At 64.3% G+C, this 25,340-nt stretch carries 23 protein-coding genes and 1 pseudogene; 20 read left to right on the top strand and 4 right to left on the bottom strand.

Features of this window, described 5'->3' with window-relative positions; all coding sequences use genetic code 11:
* Nucleotides 1–164, top strand: a pseudogene (locus C2U70_RS33460) (cytoplasmic protein); the annotation flags it as partial.
* 90 nt (nucleotides 165–254) lie between these two features.
* Here the strand turns inward: C2U70_RS33460 and C2U70_RS11040 are convergent.
* Nucleotides 255–458, bottom strand: a complete 204-nt coding sequence (locus C2U70_RS11040; RefSeq protein WP_140978037.1) for an antitoxin MazE family protein — start codon at nucleotides 456–458, stop codon at nucleotides 255–257.
* Nucleotides 459–641: 183 nt separating this feature from the next.
* On the opposite strand from C2U70_RS11040, the gene C2U70_RS11035 reads away from it, so the two are divergent.
* The 10 genes from C2U70_RS11035 (at nucleotide 642) to C2U70_RS10990 (ending at nucleotide 14,171) form a co-directional block, all read left to right on the top strand.
* A complete protein-coding gene (locus C2U70_RS11035; protein WP_140978035.1) occupies nucleotides 642–1,748 on the top strand; it encodes an efflux RND transporter periplasmic adaptor subunit in 1,107 nt (368 codons plus the stop codon).
* A 165-nt stretch (nucleotides 1,749–1,913) separates the two neighbouring features.
* Entirely contained in the window at nucleotides 1,914–5,054 is a 3,141-nt protein-coding gene (locus C2U70_RS11030) for an efflux RND transporter permease subunit (protein WP_140978034.1), read from the top strand.
* 31 nt (nucleotides 5,055–5,085) lie between these two features.
* Nucleotides 5,086–5,688, top strand: a complete 603-nt coding sequence (locus tag C2U70_RS11025; protein WP_140978033.1) for a TetR/AcrR family transcriptional regulator — start codon at nucleotides 5,086–5,088, stop codon at nucleotides 5,686–5,688.
* 146 nt (nucleotides 5,689–5,834) lie between these two features.
* Nucleotides 5,835–6,458, top strand: a complete 624-nt coding sequence (locus C2U70_RS11020; RefSeq protein WP_140978032.1) for a flavin reductase family protein — start codon at nucleotides 5,835–5,837, stop codon at nucleotides 6,456–6,458.
* Nucleotides 6,459–6,786: 328 nt separating this feature from the next.
* Nucleotides 6,787–9,054: an acyl-CoA dehydrogenase gene (locus tag C2U70_RS11015; RefSeq protein ID WP_140978031.1), complete on the top strand. Its 2,268-nt coding sequence runs from the start codon at nucleotides 6,787–6,789 to the stop codon at nucleotides 9,052–9,054.
* On the top strand, nucleotides 9,054–10,337 hold the full coding sequence (locus C2U70_RS11010) for an acetyl-CoA C-acetyltransferase (protein ID WP_140978030.1): 1,284 nt from the start codon (nucleotides 9,054–9,056) through the stop codon (nucleotides 10,335–10,337). Before C2U70_RS11015 ends, C2U70_RS11010 begins: the two co-directional genes overlap by 1 nt.
* 2 nt (nucleotides 10,338–10,339) lie before the next feature.
* Complete coding sequence (locus C2U70_RS11005; protein ID WP_186294185.1) at nucleotides 10,340–12,433, top strand: 3-hydroxyacyl-CoA dehydrogenase NAD-binding domain-containing protein; 2,094 nt, start codon at nucleotides 10,340–10,342, stop codon at nucleotides 12,431–12,433.
* 56 nt (nucleotides 12,434–12,489) lie between these two features.
* Nucleotides 12,490–13,242, top strand: a complete 753-nt coding sequence (locus C2U70_RS11000) for a fatty acid desaturase CarF family protein (RefSeq protein WP_186294184.1) — start codon at nucleotides 12,490–12,492, stop codon at nucleotides 13,240–13,242.
* 76 nt (nucleotides 13,243–13,318) lie between these two features.
* Nucleotides 13,319–13,750 carry an acyl-CoA thioesterase gene (locus C2U70_RS10995; protein ID WP_140978028.1) on the top strand — a complete coding sequence of 144 codons (432 nt, stop codon included), beginning with the start codon at nucleotides 13,319–13,321 and terminating at the stop codon, nucleotides 13,748–13,750.
* Nucleotides 13,751–13,979: 229 nt separating this feature from the next.
* Nucleotides 13,980–14,171 (top strand): hypothetical protein, encoded by a 192-nt coding sequence (locus C2U70_RS10990; protein WP_140978027.1) that lies wholly within the window; start codon nucleotides 13,980–13,982, stop codon nucleotides 14,169–14,171.
* A gap of 160 nt (nucleotides 14,172–14,331) precedes the next feature.
* On the opposite strand, the gene C2U70_RS10985 is transcribed toward C2U70_RS10990, so the two are convergent.
* The gene (locus tag C2U70_RS10985) at nucleotides 14,332–14,784 is read right to left on the bottom strand and encodes a nuclear transport factor 2 family protein (protein WP_140978026.1); all 453 of its coding nucleotides are present in this window, start codon (nucleotides 14,782–14,784) and stop codon (nucleotides 14,332–14,334) included.
* A 182-nt stretch (nucleotides 14,785–14,966) separates the two neighbouring features.
* On the opposite strand from C2U70_RS10985, the gene C2U70_RS10980 reads away from it, so the two are divergent.
* Together C2U70_RS10980 and C2U70_RS10975 are read left to right on the top strand one after the other, a co-directional pair.
* On the top strand, nucleotides 14,967–15,641 hold the full coding sequence (locus tag C2U70_RS10980) for an HAD family hydrolase (protein ID WP_140978025.1): 675 nt from the start codon (nucleotides 14,967–14,969) through the stop codon (nucleotides 15,639–15,641).
* A gap of 106 nt (nucleotides 15,642–15,747) precedes the next feature.
* Nucleotides 15,748–16,584 (top strand): DeoR/GlpR family DNA-binding transcription regulator, encoded by an 837-nt coding sequence (locus C2U70_RS10975; protein ID WP_140978024.1) that lies wholly within the window; start codon nucleotides 15,748–15,750, stop codon nucleotides 16,582–16,584.
* A gap of 3 nt (nucleotides 16,585–16,587) precedes the next feature.
* Here C2U70_RS10975 and C2U70_RS10970 read toward each other — a convergent pair whose 3' ends face one another.
* Entirely contained in the window at nucleotides 16,588–17,010 is a 423-nt protein-coding gene (locus C2U70_RS10970) for a type II toxin-antitoxin system VapC family toxin (RefSeq protein ID WP_140978023.1), read from the bottom strand.
* The gene (locus C2U70_RS10965) at nucleotides 17,007–17,282 is read right to left on the bottom strand and encodes a type II toxin-antitoxin system Phd/YefM family antitoxin (RefSeq protein WP_140978022.1); all 276 of its coding nucleotides are present in this window, start codon (nucleotides 17,280–17,282) and stop codon (nucleotides 17,007–17,009) included. The genes C2U70_RS10970 and C2U70_RS10965 overlap by 4 nt, the downstream gene beginning before the upstream one ends.
* Before the next feature lie 254 nt (nucleotides 17,283–17,536).
* On the opposite strand from C2U70_RS10965, the gene glpD reads away from it, so the two are divergent.
* The 7 genes from glpD to C2U70_RS10930 all read left to right on the top strand — a co-directional run bounded on the left by glpD (nucleotide 17,537) and on the right by C2U70_RS10930 (nucleotide 25,166).
* Nucleotides 17,537–19,078 (top strand): glycerol-3-phosphate dehydrogenase, encoded by a 1,542-nt coding sequence (gene glpD, locus C2U70_RS10960; RefSeq protein WP_140978021.1) that lies wholly within the window; start codon nucleotides 17,537–17,539, stop codon nucleotides 19,076–19,078.
* Nucleotides 19,075–20,151 carry an ABC transporter ATP-binding protein gene (locus tag C2U70_RS10955; protein WP_140978020.1) on the top strand — a complete coding sequence of 359 codons (1,077 nt, stop codon included), beginning with the start codon at nucleotides 19,075–19,077 and terminating at the stop codon, nucleotides 20,149–20,151. The genes glpD and C2U70_RS10955 overlap by 4 nt, the downstream gene beginning before the upstream one ends.
* Before the next feature lie 12 nt (nucleotides 20,152–20,163).
* Complete coding sequence (locus tag C2U70_RS10950) at nucleotides 20,164–21,249, top strand: ABC transporter ATP-binding protein (protein WP_140978019.1); 1,086 nt, start codon at nucleotides 20,164–20,166, stop codon at nucleotides 21,247–21,249.
* Complete coding sequence (locus tag C2U70_RS10945) at nucleotides 21,249–22,151, top strand: carbohydrate ABC transporter permease (protein WP_140978018.1); 903 nt, start codon at nucleotides 21,249–21,251, stop codon at nucleotides 22,149–22,151. Before C2U70_RS10950 ends, C2U70_RS10945 begins: the two co-directional genes overlap by 1 nt.
* Complete coding sequence (locus C2U70_RS10940; RefSeq protein WP_140978017.1) at nucleotides 22,151–22,957, top strand: carbohydrate ABC transporter permease; 807 nt, start codon at nucleotides 22,151–22,153, stop codon at nucleotides 22,955–22,957. Before C2U70_RS10945 ends, C2U70_RS10940 begins: the two co-directional genes overlap by 1 nt.
* A gap of 9 nt (nucleotides 22,958–22,966) precedes the next feature.
* Nucleotides 22,967–23,296: a DUF2160 domain-containing protein gene (locus C2U70_RS10935; RefSeq protein ID WP_140978016.1), complete on the top strand. Its 330-nt coding sequence runs from the start codon at nucleotides 22,967–22,969 to the stop codon at nucleotides 23,294–23,296.
* Between the two features lie 127 nt (nucleotides 23,297–23,423).
* Entirely contained in the window at nucleotides 23,424–25,166 is a 1,743-nt protein-coding gene (locus C2U70_RS10930) for an ABC transporter substrate-binding protein (RefSeq protein ID WP_186294186.1), read from the top strand.
* Nucleotides 25,167–25,340 lie beyond the last annotated feature (174 nt).

Below are 25,340 nucleotides of genomic sequence, written 5' to 3'. Positions count from 1 at the left end.
TCGTCGCCGCGCTCGACCTCAAGACCGACCGACAGAACAAAAAATTGCTGATGCAGAAATGGAATTGGGTCGGCCCGGGCCGGAAGACGGCGGGCCGCAAGGAGCTGAAGCGCGTGATCGAGGACGAGCTCGATCGCTTCGCGCGGTTTCAGTTGGCGGAGTGAGTGCCGCCATTTGCGCTGGCCTCGTAGGGTGGGCAAAGCGAAGCGTGCCCACCACTTTCGTTGCATCCAGGCGAGGTGGTGGGCACAACGCTAAGGCACCTTTGCCCACGCTACAGAAATCGCATCGATAAACGCCTGATCCTCATCTTCATGCGGACTCGTTTCTATAGCGAGCGACTGGCGGTGCGCTTCGGCCCGGAACGACGCCGAATGAATATCTGGAACCCAAATCTCGATCGGACGGAGACCTTGTGCATGCAGCCGCCGACGACGCTCTCGGGGCGTCCCGCGCAGGTGTCTTGGATCGTAAGGTCATAGGGGCCCGACTCTGTTCGTCGCCGTTCTCAATAAGCCAACCCCCGTCAATTCCCTCCACCCTTCATTAACGCTCACGTTTTTCTGATGACTGACGATTATTGACTTTTATCAGTGATTATTCGACATTCCACAGCAACGCAGCCGCAGGAGTGTCCTCCGATGTTCGTCCGGTCGATTTTGTCGAGCTATTCCAGGCTCTTGGCGGGTTTGGCGCTGGCCTCGATGGCTGTCGCGCTCGCCGGGTGCAACGATACCGTCGCCCAGAAGGCTGAGCCGCCACGGCCGGTTCTGGTCGCGACCGCCCATTTTGAGGCCGAAACGCCGGAACGCAGCTTCGTCGGCACCATCAAGCCCCGGATCGAGAGCGATCTCGGCTTCCGCGTTGCCGGCAAGGTGGCGAAGCGCCTGGTCGAGGTCGGCCAGACCGTCGAGGTCGGGCAGCCGCTCGCAACCCTGGACGAGGTTGATCTGAAGCTGCAGGCCGAGCAGGCCGTGGCCGAGCAGACCGCCGCGACCGGCGTGCTGGCGCAGGCCGCCGCCGCCGAGCAGCGCGCCAAGGATCTGCGCGCCAAGGGCTGGACCACCGACGCCCAGATGGATTCGAGCCGCGCTGCCGCCGACGAGGCCCGTGCGCGGTTGAACCGGGCCGAGCGCTCGGTCGAGCTGACCAAAAATTCCCTTTCCTACGCGACGCTCAACGCCGACGCCCGTGGCGTCGTCACCGCAACGCAGATCGAGCCCGGCCAGGTGGTTGCCGCAGGCCAGGCTTCGATCCGCGTCGCCCGCTTTGCCGAGAAGGAAGCGGTCGTCGCGATCCCTGAGACGCTGGTCGGACGTGCCAAGTCGGGCGCCGCCAGCGTCACTCTTTGGTCCGAGCCGAACAAGAAATACGTCGCAAAGCTGCGCGAGATCGCGCCGACCGCCGATCCCGCGACGCGCACCTATCTCGCAAAATTCTCGCTGCCCGAAGCCGACGACAAGGTCTCGCTCGGCATGACCGCGACACTGACGCTGTCCGACGCCGCCACCGAGCGCGTCGCGCGCCTGCCGCTGTCGGCATTGTTCAACGAGGGTAACAAGCCCTCCTTCTATGTCGTGGACGACAACGGCGCTGTCACGCTGAAGCCGGTCACGGTGAAGTCCTACGAGAGCAACGACGTCGTCATCACCGGCGGCGTGGAGGAGGGGGCGAAGGTCGTCACCCTCGGCGTGCAGAAGCTCGATCCGAGCCAGAAGGTGCGCGTCGTCTCGGCTCTGTCTTTCTAGTTCCTCCTGCGAGTGAGTTTCCGCCGTCCGCGCAAATGCGGCGGCAGAAGCGGCGAAGCGATCCAGAACCTGCCCAGCCCCCTGGATCGCTTCGCTTCCTCGCAAGGACGGTTTCTTCAGGGTTGGTCTTGAGTTTTGGCAATTGGGTCATCTTCGGAGAGTGCGATGAAGCGCTTCAACCTTTCGGCCTGGGCCGTCAGCCACCCGACGCTGGTGCTGTTCTTGATGATCGTGCTCGGCGTCGCCGGCTTCTTCTCCTATGAGAAGCTCGGCCGCGCCGAAGACCCGTTCTTCACGGTCAAGACTGTGAACGTCTCGGTGATGTGGCCGGGCGCGACGTCGCAGGAGATGCAGACCCAGGTCGCCGATCCCATCGAGAAGAAGCTCCAGGAGCTGCCCTATTTCGACAAGGTGCAGACCTACTCCAAGCCCGCCTTCACCGCGATGCAGGTGACCTTCCGCGACAACACGCCGCCGAAGGACGTGCCGTATCTCTTCTATCTCCTGCGCAAGAAGCTCGTGGACGTGCAGGGCCAGTTGCCGTCCGGCATTCTGGGCCCGGTCGTCAATGACGAATTCTCCGACGTGGATTCGATCCTCTACATGATGACCGGCGACGGCGCCGACTACGCCCAGCTCAAGAAGACCGCCGAAGGTTTCCGCCAGCGCATGCTGAAGGTGCCTGGTGTCACCAAGGTTGACATCTACGGCACCCAGGACGAGCGCATCTACGTCGAATTCTCCCACGCAAAGCTCGCCACCCTCGGCATCACGCCGCAGGCGCTGTTCGACTCTCTGGCCAAGCAGAACAACGTCACGCCGGCCGGCACGGTCGAGACCTCCTCGCAGCGCGTTCCGCTGCGCGTCACCGGTGCGCTCGACGGCGCCAAGGCTGTCGCCGAGACGCCGGTCGAGAGCAATGGCCGCGTGTTCCGCTTAGGCGACATCGCGACCGTCACCCACGGCTTCGTCGATCCGCCGAGCTTCGTCGTGCGCCAGGAAGGCAAGCCCGCGATCGGCATCGGCGTCGTCACCGCCAAGGGCGCCAACATCCTCGAGCTCGGCAAGGAGGTCGAGAAGGCGACGAGCGAATTCATGAAGGCGGTGCCGCAGGGCATCGAGGTCAATCTGATCGCCGACCAGCCCAAGGTGGTCGAGCACGCGGTCGGCGAGTTCGTGCACTCCTTCGTCGAGGCGCTCGCGATCGTGCTGTTCGTCTCCTTCCTCGCGCTCGGCTGGCGTACCGGCATCGTGGTCGCGCTGTCGGTGCCGCTGGTGCTCGGCATCGTCTTCATCGTCATGAACACGATGTCGCTCGACCTGCATCGCATTACGCTCGGAGCGCTGATCATCGCGCTCGGCCTGCTCGTCGACGACGCCATCATCGCGGTCGAGATGATGGTGGTGAAGATGGAGCAGGGCTGGGACCGCGTCCGCGCGGCGTCCTTTGCCTGGGAATCAACTGCGTTTCCGATGCTCACGGGAACGCTGGTCACGGCCGCTGGCTTCCTCCCCATCGGCTTTGCCAATTCGGCGGTCGGCGAATATGCCGGCGGCATCTTCTGGATCGTCGCGATCGCGCTGGTCGCCTCCTGGTTCGTTGCGGTGATTTTTACGCCCTATATCGGCGTCAAGCTGCTGCCTGACATGAAGGGTCACGCCCATCACGATCCGCATGCGGTCTACGAGACCCGCATGTATCGCGGCTTGCGTGCCATCGTGCAGTGGTGCGTCAATCACCGCATCACGGTGGTGGCCGCGACCGTGGGCATCTTCATCGCATCCATCGTCGGCTTCGGCCACGTCCAGCAGCAGTTCTTCCCGCTGTCCGAGCGTCCCGAGCTGTTCCTCCAGCTTCGCCTGCCTGAAGGCACCGCCTTCAACGTCACCGAGAAGGCCGTGAAGAAGGCCGAGACCCTGCTGAAGGACGACAAGGACATCGCGACCTACACCGCCTATGTCGGCCAGGGCTCGCCGCGCTTCTGGCTCGGCCTCAATCCGCAACTGCCGAACGAGGCCTTTGCCGAGATCGTCATCGTTGCCAAGGGTGTCGAGGCGCGCGAGCGCATCAAGGCGAAGATCGAGGGCGCGGTCGCCGACGGCATGCTGACGGAGGCGCGCGTGCGCGTCGACCGCTTCAACTTCGGTCCGCCGGTCGGCTTCCCCGTCCAGTTCCGCGTCGTCGGCCCCGACCCCAACAAGGTGCGCGAGATCGCCTACCAGGTTCGCGACGTCATGAAGCAGAACAAGAACGTCAAGGACGTGCAGCTCGACTGGAACGAGCAGTCGCCCTACCTCAAGCTCGTCGTCGACCAGGACCGTGCGCGCGCGATGGGCCTGACCCCGCAGGACGTCTCGCAGGCGCTCGCCATGCTGATCTCGGGCGCGCAGGTCACCACCGTGCGCGACGGCATCGAGAAGGTCGGCGTGGTCGCCCGCGCGGTCCCGTCGGAGCGGCTCGACCTCGGCGGCGTCGGTGATCTCACCATCACCTCGCGCAACGGCGTCGCCGTGCCGCTGCAGCAGGTGGCCAAGATCGAGTACGCCCATGAGGAACCGATCCTGTGGCGGCGTAACCGCGACATGGCGATCACCGTGCGCTCGGACGTCGTCGACGGCGTGCAGGCGCCTGACGTCACCAGCCAGATCGCGCCGAAGCTCCAGCAGATCAAGGACTACCTCGAGCCGGCCTACCGCATCGAGCCGGGCGGCGCGTTCGAAGAGTCCGCCAAGGGTAACGCCTCGATCTTCGTGCTCTTCCCGCTGATGGTTATGGTGATGCTGACGCTCTTGATGATCCAGTTGCAGAGCTTCTCGCGCCTGATCCTGGTGTTCCTGACTGCGCCGCTCGGCATCGTCGGTGCTTCGCTCGGGCTCAATGTCGCCAACCAGCCGTTCGGCTTCGTGGCACTGCTCGGCCTGATCGCGCTCGCCGGCATGATCATGCGCAACGCCGTCATCCTGGTCGACCAGATCGAGACCGACGTCTCCCATGGCCTGACCCGCGGCGAAGCGATCGTCGAAGCAACCGTCCGCCGCGCGCGTCCGGTGGTGCTGACAGCGCTCGCCGCGATCCTCGCCATGATCCCGCTGTCGCGCTCGGCATTCTGGGGCCCGATGGCGATCACCATCATGGGCGGCCTGTTCGTCGCGACGTTCCTGACGCTGCTGTATCTGCCGGGCCTCTATGCCCTCTGGTTCCGCAAGAGCCTGAATGAGGCCGGCACGCCGGAGCAACCGGCCGCTGCACCGCAGCATGGGAGCGATGCCGAAACTGCATTTCCGCTTGCTGAGGCCGCTGAATAATTGAAGAGTGACGACTGACGAGTCCTGACAGATGGCATTGATTTCGGAACATATCGAAGGCGACACCCGGGAACGCATCCTCGAGGTGGCCGAGCGGCTGTTCCGGCAGATCGGCTATCAGAAGACCACCGTCGGCGACATCGCCAAAGAGCTCCGGATGAGCCCGGCCAACGTCTATCGCTTCTTCGAATCGAAGAAGGCGATCCATCAGGCCGTGGCGCGGGCCCTGATGGGTGAGGTCGAGCTGGAGGCGCGGCGCATCGTGGCCAAGCCCGGCCCGGTGCTCGACCGCTTCCGGGAGCTTCTGACCACGATCCACCGCATGAATTCGGAGCGCTATGTCGGCGACTCCAAATTGCATGAGATGGTCGCGATTGCGATGGAGGAGGATTGGGACGTCTGCGTCGCCCATATCGAATGTATCGCAATGATCATCGGCCAGGTGATCGCGCAAGGCGTTGCCTCCGGCGATTTCGAGGCCCCGGACCTGCCGCTGGCATCGCTCTGCGCCTGCACCGCCATGATCCGTTTCTTCCACCCCCAGATGATCGCCCAGGCCGCCAACAAGCCCGGCCCCTCGATCGATCAGATGATCGATTTCGTCATTTCCGGTCTGACCCCGCGCGGCAGGTAGTGCTGGCTGGCGCTTTCGTCGGTTGACCATTCCCTGATTGCAAGCCAAGCAGGTCCCGTAGCACGGGTGCGCGCAAGCGATACCCGGGGCAATTCCCGGATGTCGCTTCGCTCATCCGGGCTACTGGAAACAGGGAAGACCTCGCGGTGACCGACAAAGACCTGCATTATTACGAGCCGGCCAAGGGCCACGGCCTCAAGCACGATCCCTTCAACGCCATCATCGCGCCGCGGCCGATCGGCTGGATCTCCTCGCGCGACGTCAACGGCCACGTCAATCTCGCGCCCTACAGCTTCTTCAACGCCTTCTGCTACACCCCGCCGATCATCGGCTTCTCCTCCACCCATTGGAAGGACACGGTGAGCAACCTCAAGGCCACAGGCGAGTTCGTCTGGAATCTCGTCACCATGGACCTGGCGAAGCAGATGAACGCGACCGCGGCCCACGTTGCGCCCGAGGTCGACGAATTCAAGCTCGCTGGCGTCACCGCCATCCCGAGCAAGCTCGTCAACGTGCCGCGCGTCGCCGAAAGCCCGGTGACGTTCGAATGCAAGGTCTCGGACATCGTCCGCCTCAAGGCCGCCAGCGGCAAGGAGGCCGACGCCTGGCTGACGCTCGGCGAGGTCGTCGCCGTCCACATCGACAAGGCCATGATCAAGGACGGCGTCTACCAGACTGCCGCCGCCCGCCCCATCGTCCGCGCCGGCCGCCAGGGCGACTACTTTGAGATCAGACCAGAGAACATGTTCTCGATGGTCCGGCCGGATTAATTCTCGGGATCTCTCCTCCTCGTCATTCCACATTGCGCAAGTGCGCAATGGGGCACGCGAAGCGTGAGCCCGGAATCCATTGGGCCGCAGTATCCGCGGTGAAATGGATTCCGGGCTCGCGCCATTCTGGCGCGCCCCCATTGCGCACTTGCGCAATGGGGAATGACGGCCTCACCGGAACTGCGCCCACACCCCCGCCGTTACCACCTGCCGGCCGTCCGACCCCGCGTCAAATTCGCGGCTTTTTGCCAGCGAAGTCTTCACTTCTCGCAGCCAGTTTCCGCTAAAATGAGGGCGATCCGCGCCGCCGTTTCATGAGGTCACCGCCATGAGCTTCCGCCGCGACACCATCACCAGGCCCATTTTCGTTCTCGCCCGCGGCGCTCTGCCCGCGATGTCCGACACCGAGCGCGAGGCGCTGGAGGCCGGCGATGTCTGGTGGGACGCCGATCTCTTCACCGGCAATCCCGACTGGTCGAAGCTGCTCGCAATTCCGCCCGCGACGCTGAGCGGCGAGGAAAAAGCCTTCCTCAACGGTCCCGTCGACGAGCTCTGCGCCATGCTCGACGAGTGGAAGATTTTTTGGGAATGGCGCGACCTGCCGCAGGAGGTCTGGGCCTTCATCAAGCGCGAGAAATTCTTCGGCATGATCATCCCGAAGGAATTTGGCGGGCTCGGCTTCTCGCCCTATGCGCATTCCGAAGTGGTGCGGAAGATCTCGACCCGGTCGATTGCGGCCGCCGTCACCGTGATGGTGCCGAACTCGCTCGGGCCCGGCGAATTGCTGCTGCGCTTCGGCACCAGGGAGCAGCAGGAGCGCTGGCTGCCGCGGCTCGCCGACGGCCGCGACATTCCCTGCTTTGGCCTGACCAGCCCTGAAGCCGGCTCGGATGCCGCCTCGATGGTCGACACCGGCATCATCTGCAAGGGCAATTTCGAGGGCCGCGAGGTGCTCGGCCTCAGGCTCAACTGGCACAAGCGCTACATCACGTTGGGTCCGGTCTCCACGCTGCTCGGCCTCGCCTTCAAGGCCTATGACCCCGATCATCTCGTCGGTAATCAGGAAGAGCTCGGCATCACCGTCGCGCTGATCCCGACCAATCTTCCCGGTGTCGAGATCGGCCATCGCCATCTGCCGGCGATGCAGGTGTTCCAGAACGGCCCGAACTGGGGCCGCGACGTCTTCATCCCGCTCGATTACATCATCGGCGGCAAGGAGCGCCTCGGCCAGGGCTGGAAGATGCTGATGACGGCGCTCGCCGCCGGCCGCGGCATCTCGCTGCCGTCGTTGTCGGCCGCGGGTGCCGCCTATGCCGCGCGCACCACCGGGGCCTATGCCCGCATCCGCGAGCAGTTCGGCATCTCCATCTCGAAATTCGAAGGCGTCGAGGAGCCGCTCGCGCGCATCACCGCGACGGCCTACCAGCTCGACGCCGCGCGGCGGCTGACTTGCGCCGCGCTCAATGCCGGCATCCATCCTGCCGTCATTTCAGGGATCATGAAGCTGCACGCGACCGAGCGCATGCGGTTTGCGGTCGACGACGCCATGGACATCCATGGCGGTAAGGCCGTGATCGACGGCCCGCAGAACTATATGGGCAATCTCTACCGCGCCGTCCCGGTCGGCATCACGGTGGAAGGTGCCAACATCCTGACCCGCAATCTCATCGTGTTCGGGCAGGGCGCGATCCGCGCGCATCCTTATTTGCTGGAGGAGATGAACGCGCTCGCCGACACCGACAGGGAGCGCGGGCTGGTCGCCTTCGACGCCGCGTTCTGGAAGCATGTCGGCCACAGTTTTAAGACGCTCGGCCGTGCCTTCGTGCGCAGCTGGACCTTTGGCCTGTTTGCACCGGCGCCCGATGCGGGAGATGCGACGAGATTCTATCGCCAGCTTTCGCGCTATTCGTCGGCCTTTGCGCTCTGTGCCGACATGGCGCTGCTCACGCTCGGCGGCGCGCTGAAGCGCAAGGAGATGCTGTCGGCACGTTTTGGCGACATCCTCTCCGAACTCTATTTGTTGTCGGCGGCGCTCAAGCGCTGGCAGGACGAGGGCCGGCAACCGGAGGACTTTGCCGCGCTGGAATGGTGTGTGGCGAGCGGCTTCAGGACCATCGAGGTCAGATTTGCCGAGATCCTCGCCAATTTGCCGAACCGTTTCGTCGCCATCATCCTGAAGCTCGTCGTGCAGCCCTTCGGCGCCCGCGTGCTCGGCCCGTCCGATCGCGTCGTGCATCAAACCGCCGAGCTCGTGCTGTCGCCATCGACCGCACGCGAGCGGCTGACGCCGGACCTCGCCCATGTCGCCGATGACGGCGGTTTTGCCCGGCTGGAGCGAGCCTTCGTGCTGGTCGTGGAGACCGACGAGGTCGCAAAACGCCTGCGCGCCGCACGCATCCACGACTGGAAGGACGGTGTCGCCAGGGGCGTGATCACGCAGACCGAAGGCGAAAAGCTCGCTGTCGCCCGCGATGCCGTGAAGAAGGTGATCGAGGTCGACGATTTTGCGCCGGAAGCGCTGTCGCCGATTTACAAGAAATCCGCCGACGTGCATCAGTTCTTCCAGGAACTCGGCGAGCAGAGGGCGGCGAGCTGATGGCACGACCTGTCTTTATCGTCGACGGCAGCCGGACGCCGTTCCTGAAAGCGCGCTCCGGCCCCGGCCCGTTCACACCCGTGGACCTTGCCGTGCAATGCGGCCGGCCGCTGCTGGCGCGCCAACCCTTTTCGCCTGACGCCTTCGACCAGGTGATTCTCGGCTGCGTCAACGTCATCGCCGACGAGATGAACCCGGCGCGCGTCGCAGCGCTTCGGCTCGGCATGGGCGAGGACATGGTCGCCTTCACCGTGCAGATCAATTGCGGCTCCGGCATGCAGTCGATCGACACCGGCTACCGCTACATCCGGGAAGGCCACGCCAATTTGATCCTCGCCGGCGGCGCGGAAGCCCTGAGCCACGCGCCGCTGGTCTGGCCGAATTCCGGCGTGCGCTGGTTTGCAGGCCTCGCCACCGCCAAGGGCATCGGCGCCAAGATCGCGGCGGCACTCAAGGTGCGGCCGAGCTACCTGAAGCCGATCATCGGGCTGGAGCGCGGGCTCACCGATCCCATCACCGAACTCAACATGGGCCAGACTGTCGAGGTCGTCGGCCATCTCTTCGGCATCACCCGCGCCCAGGCCGACGCCTATGCCGCCGAGAGCCACAGGCGGCTTGCCAACGCGCAAGCGCAGGGCTGGCTCAAGGGCGAGGTCGAGACCGCGTTCTCCCGCGACGGCAAATTCTACGACCATGATGACGGCGTGCGGCCGGATTCCACGGCAGAATCCCTCGCCAAGCTGAGGCCGGTGTTCGAGCGCCCCTGGGGCCAGGTCACCGCCGGCAATTCCTCGCAGATCACCGACGGCGCCTCCTGGGTGATCCTTGCTTCCGACGAAGCGGTGGCAAAATATCATCTGACGCCAAAGGCCGTCATCGTCGACAGCCATTGGGCCGCGCTCGATCCCAGCATCATGGGCTTGGGTCCCGTGATGTCGGCGACGCCGCTGCTGTCGCGCAACGACCTCACCGTGCAGGATGTCGAGACCTGGGAGCTGAACGAGGCTTTTGCCACGCAGGTGCTCGGCTGCCTCGCCGCCTGGAATGACGAAAAGTTCTGCCGCGAAATTTTGAAGCTCGATGGCGCCGCCGGCGAGATCGACCGTAGCAAGCTCAATGTCGACGGCGGCGCGATCTCGCTCGGCCATCCCGTCGGCACGTCGGGCAACCGGATCGTGCTGCATCTCGTCAATGCGATGAAGCGGCTCGGCACAAGGCGCGGCGTTGCCACCGAATGCATCGGCGGCGGGCTCGGTGGCGCCATGCTGATCGAGGCGGTGTGATCATGGATTCGAAGATCATGGACGCCATCGGCGACCGCGCGCTCGAGCTTGGACCGAAGCCCGAGGCGGGAGCTTATCGCCATTTCAAGCTCACCCGCGATGCCGACGGCGTCGCCTGGTTATTGTTCGACCGCGACGGCGCCAGCGCCAACACGCTCTCGGCAGAGGTGATCGAAGAGCTGGACAAGGTGCTGGCTGCAATCGAGGCCGACCGCCCGGCCGGGCTGGTGATCCGCTCGGCGAAAAAGTCCGGCTTCGTCGCCGGCGCTGACGTCAACGAGTTTCGCGGCGCGACCGATCCGCAGATGGTCGAGGCGGGAATCCGCGGCGCCCATGCCGTGATCGACCGGCTGGAGGCGCTGCGCATTCCGACGGTTGCCGTGATCCACGGCTTTTGCCTCGGCGGCGGGCTCGAGGTTGCGCTCGCCTGCCAGTCGCGCATCGCAATCGACAATGCGCGCTTCGGCTTCCCGGAGGTGATGCTGGGCCTGCATCCCGGTCTCGGCGGCACCGCGCGCTTCACCGCGCTGGTCAATCCGACGCAGGCGATGACCCTGATGCTGACCGGCCGCACCATCGATGCCCGCCGCGCCAAGGCGCTCGGCCTCGTCGATGCCGTGACGCAGGAGCGCCACGTCCTCGGTGCCGTGAAGGACGCGGTGTTCGGCCGGCTCAAGCGCGCCAAGCCGGGCATGCTCAACACCGTCCTCAACTTCACCCCGGTCCGCGGCTTCCTCGCCAAACGCATGCGCAGCGAGACCACGAAGGCGGCGCGACGCGATCATTATCCCGCGCCCTATGCCCTCATCGACCTCTGGGAGAAGCATGGCGGCGACAAGACCGCGATGCTGAGGGCCGAGCAGTCCTCGTTCGCAATTCTGATGGTGACGCCGACGGCGCAGAACCTGATCCGCGTCTTCTTTCTCCGCGAGCAGATGAAGAAGACCGCCGGCAGCGGCAACACCGTGGAGCACGTTCACGTCATCGGCGCCGGCGCCATGGGCGGCGACATCGCCGGCTGGATCGCGGGGCAGGGGCTTAGCGTCTCGCTCGCCGACATGAAGCCGGAGCCGATCGCGGGCGCGGTGAGGCGCGCCGCCGAGCTCTACGGAAAAATCATCCGCAAGCCGACCGAGGTGCGCGATGCGCTCGACCGCCTCATCCCCGACATGGATGGCGAGGGCGTCCGCAATGCCGATCTCATCATCGAGGCGGTGCCGGAAAAACTCGAGCTGAAGCAGAAGGTCTATGCCGGCATCGAGCCGAAGATGAAGCCGGGCGCTGTTCTTGCGACCAACACGTCGAGCATCCCGCTGCAGGATCTGCGCACCAAGCTGATCAACCCCGCGCGTCTCGTCGGCCTGCACTTCTTCAACCCGGTGTCGCGGCTCCAGCTCGTCGAAATCATCAGCCATGACGGCAGCGACGCCGGTGTGCTGAGCCAGGCCCTCGCCTTCGTCGGCGCGATCGATCGTCTGCCGCTGAGGGTGGAGAGCTCGCCCGGTTTCCTCGTCAACCGCGCGCTGACGCCCTACATGCTGGAAGCCATGGTGATGCTGGACGAGAAGACCGACCAGCGCCTGATCGATGCGGCCGCCGAAGAGTTCGGCATGCCGATGGGGCCGATCGAGCTGGCCGACCAGGTCGGCCTCGACATCTGCCTCGACGTCGGCGACATGCTGCGCGCAAAATTCGGCGATCTGCTGCCGCCGACGCCGGCCTGGCTGCGCGACAAGGTTGCGCGAGGCGAGCTCGGCCGGAAGACCGGGAAGGGCTTTTACACCTGGAAGGACGGCAAGGCCGAGAAGGCGCCGCTGCCCGAGACCGGCCCAAAAGTCAGCGACGAGATGATCGATCGCCTGATCCTGCCGATGTCCAACGTCTGCGTCGCCGCGCTGCGCGAAGGCATTGTGAGCGATCCCGATGCCGTCGATGGCGCCATGATCTTCGGCACCGGCTACGCGCCGTTCCGCGGCGGGCCGCTCAACTACGCACGCACGCGGGGGGTGGAGAACATCGTCGCGACCCTGCGCAAGCTGGTCGACAGGTTCGGCGGCCGCTTTGCGCCGGACGAAGGGTGGGAGAATTTTAAGTAGTGATTGTGTTGGTCGTTGATGCTATCATGGGTAGTCGTCCGTGGAGAGCATCACCGATGCAGACGATCCCGTTCTTCAAGCATGCGACCCTGCGTGAGATCATCATCACGCGTCTCTGCTGCGCGGCCAATATTGTCGTGATCGTGGGCTGCGCCGGCTATCTCATTGGGTATTACGACGCGGCGGGCTTGCGCTGGCCGTGGCTGATCGCGGCGCTGCTGCTCGGATATTTCCTCGCCGACTTGTTTTCGGGGCTGGTGCATTGGGTTGTCGACACCTGGCTCGATGAGGCAATGCTTGGCCGCGGCATCGCGATAACGCGTGAGCACCACAGCCACCCGAGCCACGTCCTGCTCTACGACTTCCTCGATCAGGCGTCCCTCGGTGCGGCGCCGAGCGCCGTGGTGTTCGGGATTGCCGCCGTCGTCACGGCGCAGTTTCCGGTGTCGCCATTGACCTATGCGCTGATGGTGATCTGGTTCGTGATCGCGACCTGCATGCTGTTCGGCATGAGCTTTCATAATCTCGCGCATTGGCCGGTCCGCCCGCCGCTGCTGCGCATCGCGCAGCGGCTGCATCTGGTGTGCTCGCCCGAGCACCATTGGCGCCATCACCGCGACCACACCGTCCGTTATTGCGTCATCAATGGATGGGCCAACTATCCCTGCGACCGCCTCCGGCTCTGGAGCAGGCTGGAACGGCTGGTCGCGGCGACGACCGGGCGCGCGCCGCGGGCGGACGAGGCGACATGGGAGCGCAAACTCGGCGACGCCGGCGTCGTCGCAGGAGTGCCGCAGCGAGCCGCATAGCGCAGGTGGCCTCTCCCCCAGTGTTGCGTAAGGCAGCGCGGCTTTGTATCCAAGTCCAGAGCTGCGGGAGACGCACATGACCGACACGCACGTCCACGCCCCCAAGGACACCGACACCGAGCCGCACGGCGATCTCTGCATTCGCACGCTGGCGATGCCCGCCGACACCAACGCCAATGGCGATATCTTTGGCGGCTGGCTGCTGAGCCAGATGGACGTCGGCGGCGGCGTGTTCGCCTCGAAGATTGCGAAGTCGCGCACCGTGACGGTCGCGATCGACGCGATGAACTTTCGCAAAGCCGTCTATGTCGGCGATCTCGTCTCGGTCTACGCCACGCTCGTCCGCACAGGCCGCACCTCGATGACCGTGCATCTCGAAGCCTGGGCGCTGCGCCGCAGGGAGACGCAGCCGATCCTCGTGACCGACGGCAATTTCACCTACGTCTCGATCGATGACGAAGGAAAGCCGCAAGTCATCAAGCGCACCGAGCCGCCGATCGTGACGTAGAACGCGAACGCCGCTGGCGCAAACTGCATAGCGGGCTTGTCGCGCGGCCCCTTAACGCATGTGTCGTTGCCGCGATGTGCGTCGCGTCTTTGCCAACATCAAGTCACAAAACCGATGATGTCGGGGAGTACTCAGGTGCACGTCGATTCGGGGTGGAAACGGCCGGCCTGTCCTTAGGAACCTTTGGACCTGCCTATCGTTATTCGCCCGCACTGAGGACAAACGGGCAATGCCGGACAGCTACATCATCGAAGTGAACTCGCAGACCGCAGGTATCGTCGTCCGCAACCGGGAAGGATACCGCTTCTTCGCCTCATCCCACCGTTTCAACCGTCTCGAAGGCCAGCTCTTCCGCAACGCACGCGAAGCGGAACGCGCGGCGCGCAGGCTTGTGAACGGGGATTTGAGGGAAGCGGCGTAACGTTGTCCCTTCTCCCCTTGTGGGAGAAGGTGGCGAGAAGCGCCGGATGAGGGGTTCTATCCGCGAACTCAACTACGAGAGTGACTCGCGGAGAGAACCCCTCACCCGACTTCGCTTTGCGAAGTCACCCTCTCCCACAGGGGGAGAGGGTAGGGCAGCATCACAATTTCGTCGCGGAACGCGACAGCAGCTTCCAGTCGTTGCCCTGCTTCTGCCAGTTCATGAGAATGTGAAGGTTGGTCGGAATTTTCTTCCCATCGGCCAGGGCTTCCTGCTCGCCGACCCAGTTGAAGCGCACGATCGCGGCGGGGCCGACGACCTTGATCTTGGGATCGCGATACTCGATCGACACGAACTTCACCTTGCTGAAGTCGGTGGCGCCGGCAAGGAACTCCTGCTTGGTCTCGACCTTGCCGCTGGAATGGCTGTAGCTGAGATCGTCAGCGCACAATGCCGCGAGCGTCTTGCCGTCGCCCACGACCTGCGCCTGGCGAAATGCCTCGACGCTCTTCGCGACCGCATCGTCATCGGGTGAAGATGCCAGCGCAGGGGTTGCGCTGACGGCCGCGATGGCCGCGGCCGAAAGAGCGAGGTCGCGTCGATTGATCGTCATGGTGTCCTCCCATTTTTTGATCTTGAAATGAGTGTTGCAGCCGCGCGCGACTTTGTCGAGTGTCACGGCATTGTTATATCTTTGCGTGCATTGCGTTGATCGCACCGTATTGATACGTCTTCCGCATCGATGCGCGGCGACGAGGGTATGCGCGCAAGAAAACGCGAAAGAAAATGAGAGTGATGATGCAGGCAAAGGGCAGGGCGTTGCTGTTCGACATCGACGGCACACTGGCGGACACGGATGCGCTGCATCGCCAGGCGTTCAATCAGATCTTCGGCCCGCGCGGCCACGTGTTCGATCACGCCCGCTTTGCAAAAGAGCTGCAGGGCTTTTCCAATGCTTCGATCGGCGAGCGTTTTCTCCCCGACGAAACCGAAGACGCGCGCGCGGCCATCCTCAGCGAGAAGGAGCAGCTCTTTCGCGACATGGTCGCGGGACAGATCAAGCCGGTGCCGGGATTGATGGCGCTGCTCGACGAGGCCGACCAGGCGGGCATCCCCATGGCCGCCGTCACCAACGCGCCGCGGCTCAATGCCGAGATGCTGCTGCTGGGGCTCGGCATCGCGCACCGCTTCAAGGCTATCGTGATCGGCGACGAGCTTTCGCACGGCAAGCCGCATCCGATGCCTTATCTCGAGGGATTGCGGCGCGTTGGCGGCATGGCGGATGCCTCGATCGCATTCGAGGATTCCCGCTCCGGAATCCAGTCGGCTTCCGCGGCCGGCATCAGGACGATCGGCATGCGCACGAGTCTGAGCCATGACGATCTGGTCGCCGCCGGCGCGATCACGTCGGCACGGGCATTCGACGATCCCGAGCTGGTGACATTGGTTGCGCAGGCGATGAAGTGGTGAGGGCTTTCGTTGCTGCAACGCGGCCCTTAACGCTGTGCGCAGCTCCTGCGTTGACCTCGGCGGCAAACCGCCGCACCATGGTGCAACCTGATTTGAGGTGCCGCCCGTGACCGGACTGACCCATCGCCAAGCCGAAATCCTCAACATCGCACGCGCCTCCGGCCGCGTGATGGTCGAGGAGCTGGCGCGCCGGTTCGAGGTCTCGGCCCAGACCATCCGCAAGGATCTCAACGATCTCTGCGAGCGGCGGTCGCTGACCCGCATCCATGGCGGCGCCATCATCGCCTCGGGCGTGGAAAACCTCGCCTATGAGGCGCGGCGCTTCGTTGCCGCCGACGAGAAGAAGGCGATCGGAGCCGCCGCCGCCTCGCTGATCCCGAACGGCTGCTCGCTGTTCATCAACATCGGCACCACAACGGAAGAGGTGGCGAGCGCGCTCACCTCGCACGAGGACCTGCTCGTCATCACCAACAATCTCAACGTTGCGATGCTGCTCTATCGCCATCCGCGCATCGAGGTCGTGGTCGCCGGCGGCACGGTGCGGCGCGCCGACGGCGCCGTGGTCGGCTCGACCGCGACGCAACTCATCGGCCAGTTCAAGGTCGACTACGCCATCATCGGCTCGTCGGCGATCGACGAGGAGGGCGCGCTGCTCGACTTCGACTATCGCGAGGTGCAGGTCGCGCAGGCCATCATTGCGAATGCCCGCAGCGTCATGCTGGTCGCGGACTCGACAAAGCTCCGCCGCAGCGCGCCGGTGCGCATCGCCCATATCAGTCAGATCCAGACTTTTGTCACCGACCAGGAGCTGCCCGAGCGCCTTGCCATGATCTGCCACAGCAAGGGCATCGAGGTGGTCGAGGCGATGCCGAAGGCCGCCGACATCGACGATGCGCCGGCCGAGCCGGCGGCGGAGGCGGCGCCGGTGGTGCGGCTGCGGTAGGGCCTAGTCCTCCCAGGGATTGAGCAGCGGCACGCGGAACGAGGCAAAATCCTTCACGTTGCGCGTCGCCAGCGTCAGGTCATGCGCAAGTGCGGTTGCCGCGAAGAATCCGTCCAGCACGGATAGCGCGACGCCGCTGCGCCGGCTTTGCGCCATCAGGTCGCCCCAGCGTTCGGCCACGGCGTAATCGATCGGCAAGACCCGTTCGCCGAAACGGGCCGGTAGATCGTTGGCCAGCCAATCAGCCAGCGCCTCGCGGCGGCGGCCGCTGTCCATCAGGGCCACGCCGCGCCGGAGTTCGGCGATCGAGGCGACGCTGATGAACAGGCGATCCTCATCGGCGGCGTGGAGCCAGCCGAGCACCTTTGCGTCGGGTGCGGGCCGCTGCACCTCCGACAGTACATTGGTGTCGAGCAGCAGGTTCACAGCGGCTCGTCGCGCGGCGTGTCGTGTTGGCGATCGAGTCCGAGATCGGCGCCGCGCAGCGGTGACGCCAGCAGGAATTCGGCGAGCGTGCCTTTGCGCGCGGTCTTGCGCGCCCATTCCTCCGCCGAGACGATCACAGCACTTGGCTTGCCGTTGCGCGTGATGGTCTGTGGCGCGGCTTGGGCGCGATCGACGACTTCGGAGAACCGCGCCTTGGCCGCTCCAAGCGGCCAAGTGCTGGCGGGCGGGCGTGATTTACCGATTTTAGCCATCTCGCATGCCTTGTGACTAAAGTGACTATTTTGACTATATGGCGCTCAAGAATGCCTTGGCAACAGGTTCGCCGGGAGAGGGGCGCGTGTCGGTGCTCGTCTCTTCAGCGGATTGCCCACGAAAAATCATCCATTTGCCCACCAAAAAAGTTCCGGTTTCGCTTCCTTTCGCCTTGCTTTCGTTTTGGCTTCTGTTTTAATCCGAAAACGAAAGTGAAATCGCCAAAGCGAACGGGCGGTCGCCGGGGGAAGCGTTGGAACGGGTTTTTGACCTCGCCATCATTGGAGGCGGTGTTAACGGTTGCGGTATCGCGCGTGACGCGGCCGGCCGGGGCAACAGCGTTTTCCTGTGCGAGATGAACGATCTGGCGAGCGGGACCTCGTCCTGGTCGACCAAGCTGGTGCATGGCGGCCTGCGTTATCTCGAATATTACGAGTTTCGTCTGGTCCGCGAGGCGCTGATCGAGCGCGAGATCCTCTGGGGGATTGCGCCCCACATCATCCGTCCCTTGCGTTTCGTCCTGCCGCACCATGCCGGCCTGCGCCCGGCCTGGCTGCTGCGGCTCGGCCTCTTCCTCTACGACCACATCGGCGGCCGGCATCTGTTGCCCGCGACGCGCTCGGTCGATCTCACCAGGGACGAGGTCGGCAAGCCGCTGATCCCGAACCGCTACACGCGCGCCTTCGAATATTCCGACTGCTTCGTCGACGACGCCCGTCTCGTCGTGCTTTCGGCGCGCGATGCCGCCGACAAGGGCGCCGAGATCCGCACCCGCACCCGCGCCACCGAGATCCGCCAGGAGGGCGGCCTCTGGCACCTCAGCATGGTCGACACCATCACCGGCGCGCGCTCGACCATCCAGGCGCGCGCACTGGTCAATGCCGGCGGTCCCTGGGTCGAGGACGTGCTGGCGCGCGGCGCCGGCGTCAACGCCAAGGCAAAAGTCCGCCTGGTGCAGGGCTCGCACATCGTGGTGAAAAAACTCTACGACCACGACCGCGCCTACATGTTCCAGAACGCGGATGGCCGCATCATCTTCGTCATTCCCTACCAGGACGATTTCACGCTGATCGGCACCACCGATCGCGACTATGAGGGCGACCCTGCCAAGGTGAAGGCGACGCCGGAGGAGATTCAGTATCTCTGCGCCGCGGCGAGCGAATATCTGGCAAAGCCCGTGAAGCCCGAGGACGTGGTGTGGGATTATTCCGGCGTCCGTCCGCTCTACGACGACGGCGCCAGCGAAGCCAAGGCCGCGACCCGCGACTATGTGTTCGAGCTCGACACGCCCGGCGGCGTGCCGTTGCTCTCGATCTATGGCGGCAAGATCACGACCTACCGCCGGCTCGCCGAGGAAGCGCTGGAACGGCTCGCGCCATACTTGCGCAGTTCCAAATCGCGCGAGGGCTGGACCGGCAAATGGCCGCTGCCCGGCGGCGACATGGACGTCTCCGCCGTCGATACCCTGATCGGGGAACTGCAGCGCGGCTATCCCTTCCTGAGCGCGGAGCATGCGCGCCGCCTGGCGCGGGCCTATGGCACACGTGCGCCAAAACTGCTGGGCGACGCCAAGTCGGCGGCCGATCTGGGCCAGTCCTTTGGCGCGACGCTGACCGAGCGCGAGGTCCGCTACCTCATGGCCAATGAATGGGCCGTCAGCGCCGAGGACATCGTCTGGCGCCGCTCAAAACTCGGCCTGCGACTATCTGCCGACCAGATCGCGGCACTGAACGACTGGATTGCGACCCACGGTGTGCAGCAGTCTCCCTTGCTGGAAGCAGGAGGACGCTCATGACCGTAACACTGGATCACGTCACCCGCACCGTCGACGGCATTCCGCATATCCGCGACGTCTCGCTCACGCTCGAGAGCGGCACGCTGAACGTGCTGCTCGGGCCGACGCTGTCGGGCAAGACCTCGATCATGCGGCTGCTTGCCGGCCTCGACAAGCCGACCACGGGCAAGGTGCTCGTCAACGGCAAGGACGTCACCGGCATCGACGTGCGGCAGCGCTCGGTCGCCATGGTCTACCAGCAGTTCATCAACTACCCCTCGCTCACGGTTTATGAGAACATCGCCTCGCCCCTGCGCGTGCAGGGCAAGCCGGCCGCCGAGATCGAGAAGCGCGTCGCGGAAGCCGCAAAGCTGTTGCGGCTGGAGCCGTTCCTGAAGCGCACACCGCTGCAGCTCTCCGGCGGCCAGCAGCAGCGCACCGCCATCGCGCGCGCGCTGGTCAAAGGCGCCGACCTCGTGCTGCTCGACGAGCCGCTCGCCAATCTCGACTACAAGCTCCGCGAAGAGCTGCGTGCCGAATTGCCGCGCATCTTCGAGGCTTCCGGCGCCATCTTCGTCTACGCCACCACCGAGCCGACGGAAGCGCTGCTGCTCGGCGGCAACACCGTCTGCATGTGGGAAGGCCAGGCCCTGCAGATGGGCGAGACCGCCAACGTCTATCGCCGCCCGCAGACCTTGCGCGTCGCGCAGGTGTTTTCCGATCCGCCGCTCAATCTCGTCGGCATCGAGAAGAAGAACGGCTCCGTGCAGTATGCCGGTGGCATCGCTGCGCCGGCCTCCGGCCTCTATGCGGGGCTCGCCGACGGTGCCTATCGCGTCGGCTTCCGCGCCCATCAGCTTGGCCTTGCCAATGGCGAGACCGATCGCCACGCCTTCCACGCCACAGTGACGGTGACGGAGATCACCGGTTCGGAGAGTTTCGTGCATTTGACCCGCGACGGTTCGAACTGGGTTGCGGTGCTGCACGGCGTGCACGAATTCGAGCCCGGCCACGATCTCGATGCTGTGCTCGATCCCAACGACGTTTTCGTATTCGACGCGGCCGATCGCCTCGTCGCGGCACCGAGCTCTTGAGGGAGATGCGCGATGGCCCGCATTGACCTCGTCGATCTCGCTCATTCCTACGGCGGCAATGATGCACCGCAGGAGAGCTTTGCGCTGAAGCCGGTGACCATGACCTGGCGGCAGGGCGGCGCTTATGCGCTGCTCGGCCCAAGCGGCTGCGGCAAGACCACGCTGCTCAACGTCATATCCGGCATCATCACGCCGTCGCGGGGAAAAATCCTGTTCGACGGCCAGGACATCACACCGCTGTCAACCCAGAAGCGCAACATCGCCCAGGTGTTCCAGTTTCCGGTGATCTACGACACCATGACGGTGGGGGAGAACCTGGCGTTTCCGCTGAAGAACCGCGGCGTGGCCAAGGCCGATATCGACAAGCGCGTGACCGAGATCGCGCGCCTGCTCGATCTCGAGCCCTATCTGAACCGCAAGGCGACGCGCCTGACCGCGGACGCCAAGCAGAAGATCTCGCTCGGCCGCGGCCTCGTTCGCAACGACGTCGCCGCCGTGCTGTTCGACGAGCCGTTGACCGTCATCGATCCCGAGCTGAAATGGCAGCTTCGCTCAAAGCTCAAGGCGCTGCATCGCGAGCTCGACCTCACGATGATCTACGTCACCCATGACCAGACCGAGGCGCTGACGTTTGCCGACACGGTCGTGGTGATGCATGACGGCCGCGTGGTGCAGAGCGGCACGCCGGCCGAGCTGTTCGACAAGCCCGCGCACACCTTCGTCGGCTATTTCATCGGCTCGCCCGGCATGAACATCATTCCCGCCGAGGTGCGGGGCCGCGAGGCCCGCATCGACGGCCACACCATCGCGCTGAACCGCAGCTACGATAACCTGCCCGCGGGCAAGAAGATCGAGATCGGCGTGCGCCCGGAATTCGTCGATGTCGTCGCACCCGCGTCGGGCCTGCTCACCGCAAAAATCGAGCGCATCGACGATCTCGGCCGCATCCGTTTCGCGCGCGTGCGCGTCGGCGAGGCAAAACTCGCGGCGCGCGCGCCCTCCGGCTTCACCTCATCGGATGGCAGTGCCGGACTGAAGTTCGATCCGTCGCACGTGCACGTCTATGCCGATAGCCTTCTGGTGGAAGGAGCCGCCTGATGGACAAGACGATCAACCAGAAAGCCTGGTTCCTGGTGTTGCCGGTGTTCCTGGTGGTGGCGTTCTCGGCGGTGCTGCCGCTGATGACGGTCGTGAACTATTCGATGCAGGACACGTTCGGAAACAACCAGTTCTTCTGGAACGGCGTCGGCTGGTTCAAGGAGCTGCTCGATCCCTCGACCGATCTCGGCGGCCGCTTCCTGGCCTCGCTCGGCCGCAATCTGCTGTTCTCCGCGATCATCCTCGCGATCGAGGTGCCGCTCGGCATCGTCGTTGCGCTGTCGATGCCGCGCGACGGCTGGTCGGTCGCGGCCTGCCTCGTCATTCTCGCGCTGCCGCTGCTGATTCCCTGGAACGTCGTCGGCACGATCTGGCAGATCTTTGGCCGGCCCGACATTGGCCTGCTCGGCTATGTCCTGAACAGTATCGGCATCGACTACAACTACGTCTCCAACGCGCTCGATGCCTGGATCACGGTCATCGTGATGGACGTCTGGCACTGGACCAGCCTGGTTGCGCTGCTCTGCTATGCCGGCCTGAAGTCGATCCCCGAGGCCTACTACCAGGCCGCGCAGATCGACGGCGCCTCGCGCTGGGCCGTGTTCAAGGCGATCCAGTTGCCGAAGATGAATCGCGTGCTGCTGATCGCCGTGCTGCTGCGCTTCATGGACTCGTTCATGATCTACACCGAGCCGTTCGTCGTCACAGGCGGCGGGCCCGGCAATTCCACGACCTTCGTCTCGATCGAGCTCGTCAAGATCGCGCTCGGTCAGTTCGACCTCGGCAAGGCCGCAGCGCTGTCGCTGGTCTACAACCTGATCATCCTGATCGTCTGCTGGGTGTTCTACACCGTCATGACCAATGCCGGCGCCGAGCGCCGGCCTGTGGAAGGAGGCGCCTGATGCATACGATTCCCGGGCGCCGCCTCATCATGGCGCTGTTCCTGATCTTCCTGCTGTTGCCGATCTACTGGCTCGTCAACATGAGCTTCAAGACCAATGCCGAGATCGTCTCCAGCATGACGCTGTGGCCGCATACCCCGACATTGCAGCACTACAAGCGCATCTTCACCGACGAGAGCTGGTACTCCGGCTACATCAATTCGCTGGAATACGTCGTCCTCAACACCATCATCTCGATCTCGGTGGCGCTGCCGGCGGCCTATGCGTTCTCGCGCTACCGCTTCCTCGGCGACAAGCACCTGTTCTTCTGGCTCTTGTCGAACCGCATGGCGCCGGCCGCGGTCTACGCGCTGCCGTTCTTCAACCTCTATTCGGCGATCGGGCTGTTCGATACGCCCTGGGCCGTCGCGCTCGCGCACTGCATCTTCAACGTGCCGCTCGCGGTGTGGATCCTCGAAGGCTTCGTCTCCGGCGTGCCGCGCGAGATCGACGAGACCGCGTTCCTCGACGGCTATCCCTTCCCGCGCTTCTTCATCAAGATCCTGATCCCGCTGATCGCGAGCGGCATCGGCGTCGCTGCGTTCTTCTGCTTCATGTTCTCCTGGGTCGAGTTGTTGCTGGCGCGCACGCTGACCTCGGTCGCGTCCAAGCCGATCTCGGCGATCATGACGCGCACGGTGTCGGCCTCGGGCATGGATTGGGGACTTCTCGCAGCCGCCGGCGTGCTCACCATCATTCCGGGCGCACTGGTGATCTGGTTCGTCCGCAACTATATCGCGCGCGGTTTTGCGCTCGGCCGGGTGTAGGAGGCGATGATGGAATCAATCGCATGGATGGCCTGGACGCTGCCGACCGCGATCTTCTTCGTCGCGCTCGCCTGCACGCTCGCTGTCATGACATGGCTCGCTGCCGTCTATCCCGAGGCCGAGCGGGTCGGCGTGCTGCGCATCCCGACCACGCGCGGCGATCGTCTGTTCATTTCTCTGATCGCGGCGGCCGTGATTCACCTGTTGTGGATCGCGTTCGTCGGGACCGACGCGATCGGCACGCTGCCGATCGGGGAGGACGGGTTCGAAATCTCGAACCTGTGGTTCGCTAGTGGAATTTCGCTTGTCACGGCCGCGCTTATTTTCCGCACGGTCTGAAGCTCGCGAAGAAGACCAGATCCGGGAGCAACCCGGGCCTGTATAAAGTTTGTCGCTGCAACGGAGGAACAACATGCGACAGTTTAGGAGAAGGAAAGGTCCATTGACCAAGAATAGCTTGCTGACCATGTCTAGCGTCGCCGCCATCGTTGCGGTGTCGTTCGCTGTCTCGGCGCCAGTCAAGGCCGCCGACGACGCCGTGATCCAGAAGTGGATCGCGGAATTCACGCCTTCGACGCTGTCGAAGGAAGACCAGAAGAAGGAACTTGAATGGTTCGCGAAGGCCGCCGAACCCTTCAAGGGCATGGAGATCAACGTCGTCTCGGAAACCATCGCGACTCACGAATACGAGTCGCAGACGCTGGCCAAGGCGTTCTCCGAGCTGACGGGCATCAAGCTCAAGCACGACCTCATCCAGGAAGGTGACGTCGTCGAGAAGCTGCAGACCCAGATGCAGTCCGGCAAGAACGTCTATGACGGCTGGATCAACGATAGCGACCTGATCGGCACCCACTTCCGTTACGGTCAGACGGTCGTGCTGTCCGACTACATGACGGGCGAGGGCAAGGACGTCACCGATCCGATGCTCGACGTCAACGACTTCATCGGCAAGTCGTTCACGACGGCGCCGGACGGCAAGCTCTATCAGCTGCCCGACCAGCAGTTCGCGAACCTCTACTGGTTCCGCTACGACTGGTTCACCAACGCGGACTACAAGGCCAAGTTCAAGGCCAAGTATGGCTACGAGCTCGGCGTTCCCGTGAACTGGTCGGCCTACGAAGACATCGCCGAGTTCTTCACCAACGACATCAAGGAGATCAACGGCGTCAAGGTCTACGGCCATATGGACTATGGCAAGAAGGACCCGTCGCTCGGCTGGCGGTTCACCGACGCCTGGCTGTCGATGGCCGGCAACGGCGACAAGGGCATTCCGAACGGTCTGCCGGTCGACGAGTGGGGCATCCGCATGGAAGGCTGCCGCCCGGTCGGCTCCTCGGTCGAGCGTGGTGGCGACACCAACGGTCCGGCCGCGGTCTACTCGATCACCAAGTACCTCGAGTGGCTGAAGAAGTACGCTCCGCCGCAGGCCCAGGGCATGACCTTCTCGGAGGCAGGCCCCGTTCCGGCGCAGGGCAACATCGCCCAGCAGATGTTCTGGTACACCGCCTTCACCGCCGACATGGTGAAGCCGGGCATCGCCGTGATGAACGCGGACGGTACGCCGAAGTGGCGTATGGCTCCGTCGCCGCACGGCTCGTACTGGAAGGAAGGCATGAAGCTCGGTTATCAGGACGCCGGTTCTGCGACGCTCCTGAAGTCGACCCCGGCTGACCGCCGCAAGGCGGCCTGGCTCTACCTCCAGTTCATCGTCTCCAAGTCGGTGTCGCTGAAGAAGAGCCATGTCGGTCTCACCTTCATCCGTGAATCCGACATCTGGGACAAGTCGTTCACCGAGCGTGCGCCGAAGCTCGGCGGCCTGATCGAGTTCTACCGCTCGCCCGCGCGCGTGCAGTGGACCCCGACCGGCAACAACGTGCCCGACTATCCGAAGCTCGCGCAGCTCTGGTGGCAGAACATCGGCGATGCGTCGTCCGGTGCGAAGACCGCCCAGGCCGCGATGGACTCCTTGGCTGCGGCCCAGGACTCCGTGCTTGAACGTCTCGAGAAGTCGGGCGTGCAGGGCGCCTGCGGTCCGAAGCTCAACAAGAAGGAGACGGCCGAGTACTGGTTCAAGAAGGCCGAGAAGGACGGCACCATCGCTCCGCAGCGCAAGCTCGCGAACGAGAAGCCGAAGGGCGAGACGATCGACTACGACACCCTGATCAAGTCGTGGCCGGCCTCCCCGCCCAAGCGCGCCTCGCTGCAGTAAGCGGCACTTCATGACGACGAAAGGCCGGGAGCGATCCCGGCCTTTTTGTTGCGTCGTCCTGGACAAGCGAGCAACGCGAGCGCTGATCCAGGACCCATTATCACCGGCCTGTGTTGGGACTCTGTGCCGTGGCAGCAGTCGGATGCCACAACATCCTCTTGGGGTAATGGGTCC

The organism is Bradyrhizobium guangdongense (assembly GCF_006483445.1).
Classification (GTDB): Bacteria; Pseudomonadota; Alphaproteobacteria; order Rhizobiales; family Xanthobacteraceae; genus Bradyrhizobium; species Bradyrhizobium guangdongense_A.
Note: the sequence above shows the minus strand (reverse complement) of the source record. Positions and strands in the feature narration are given on the sequence as shown.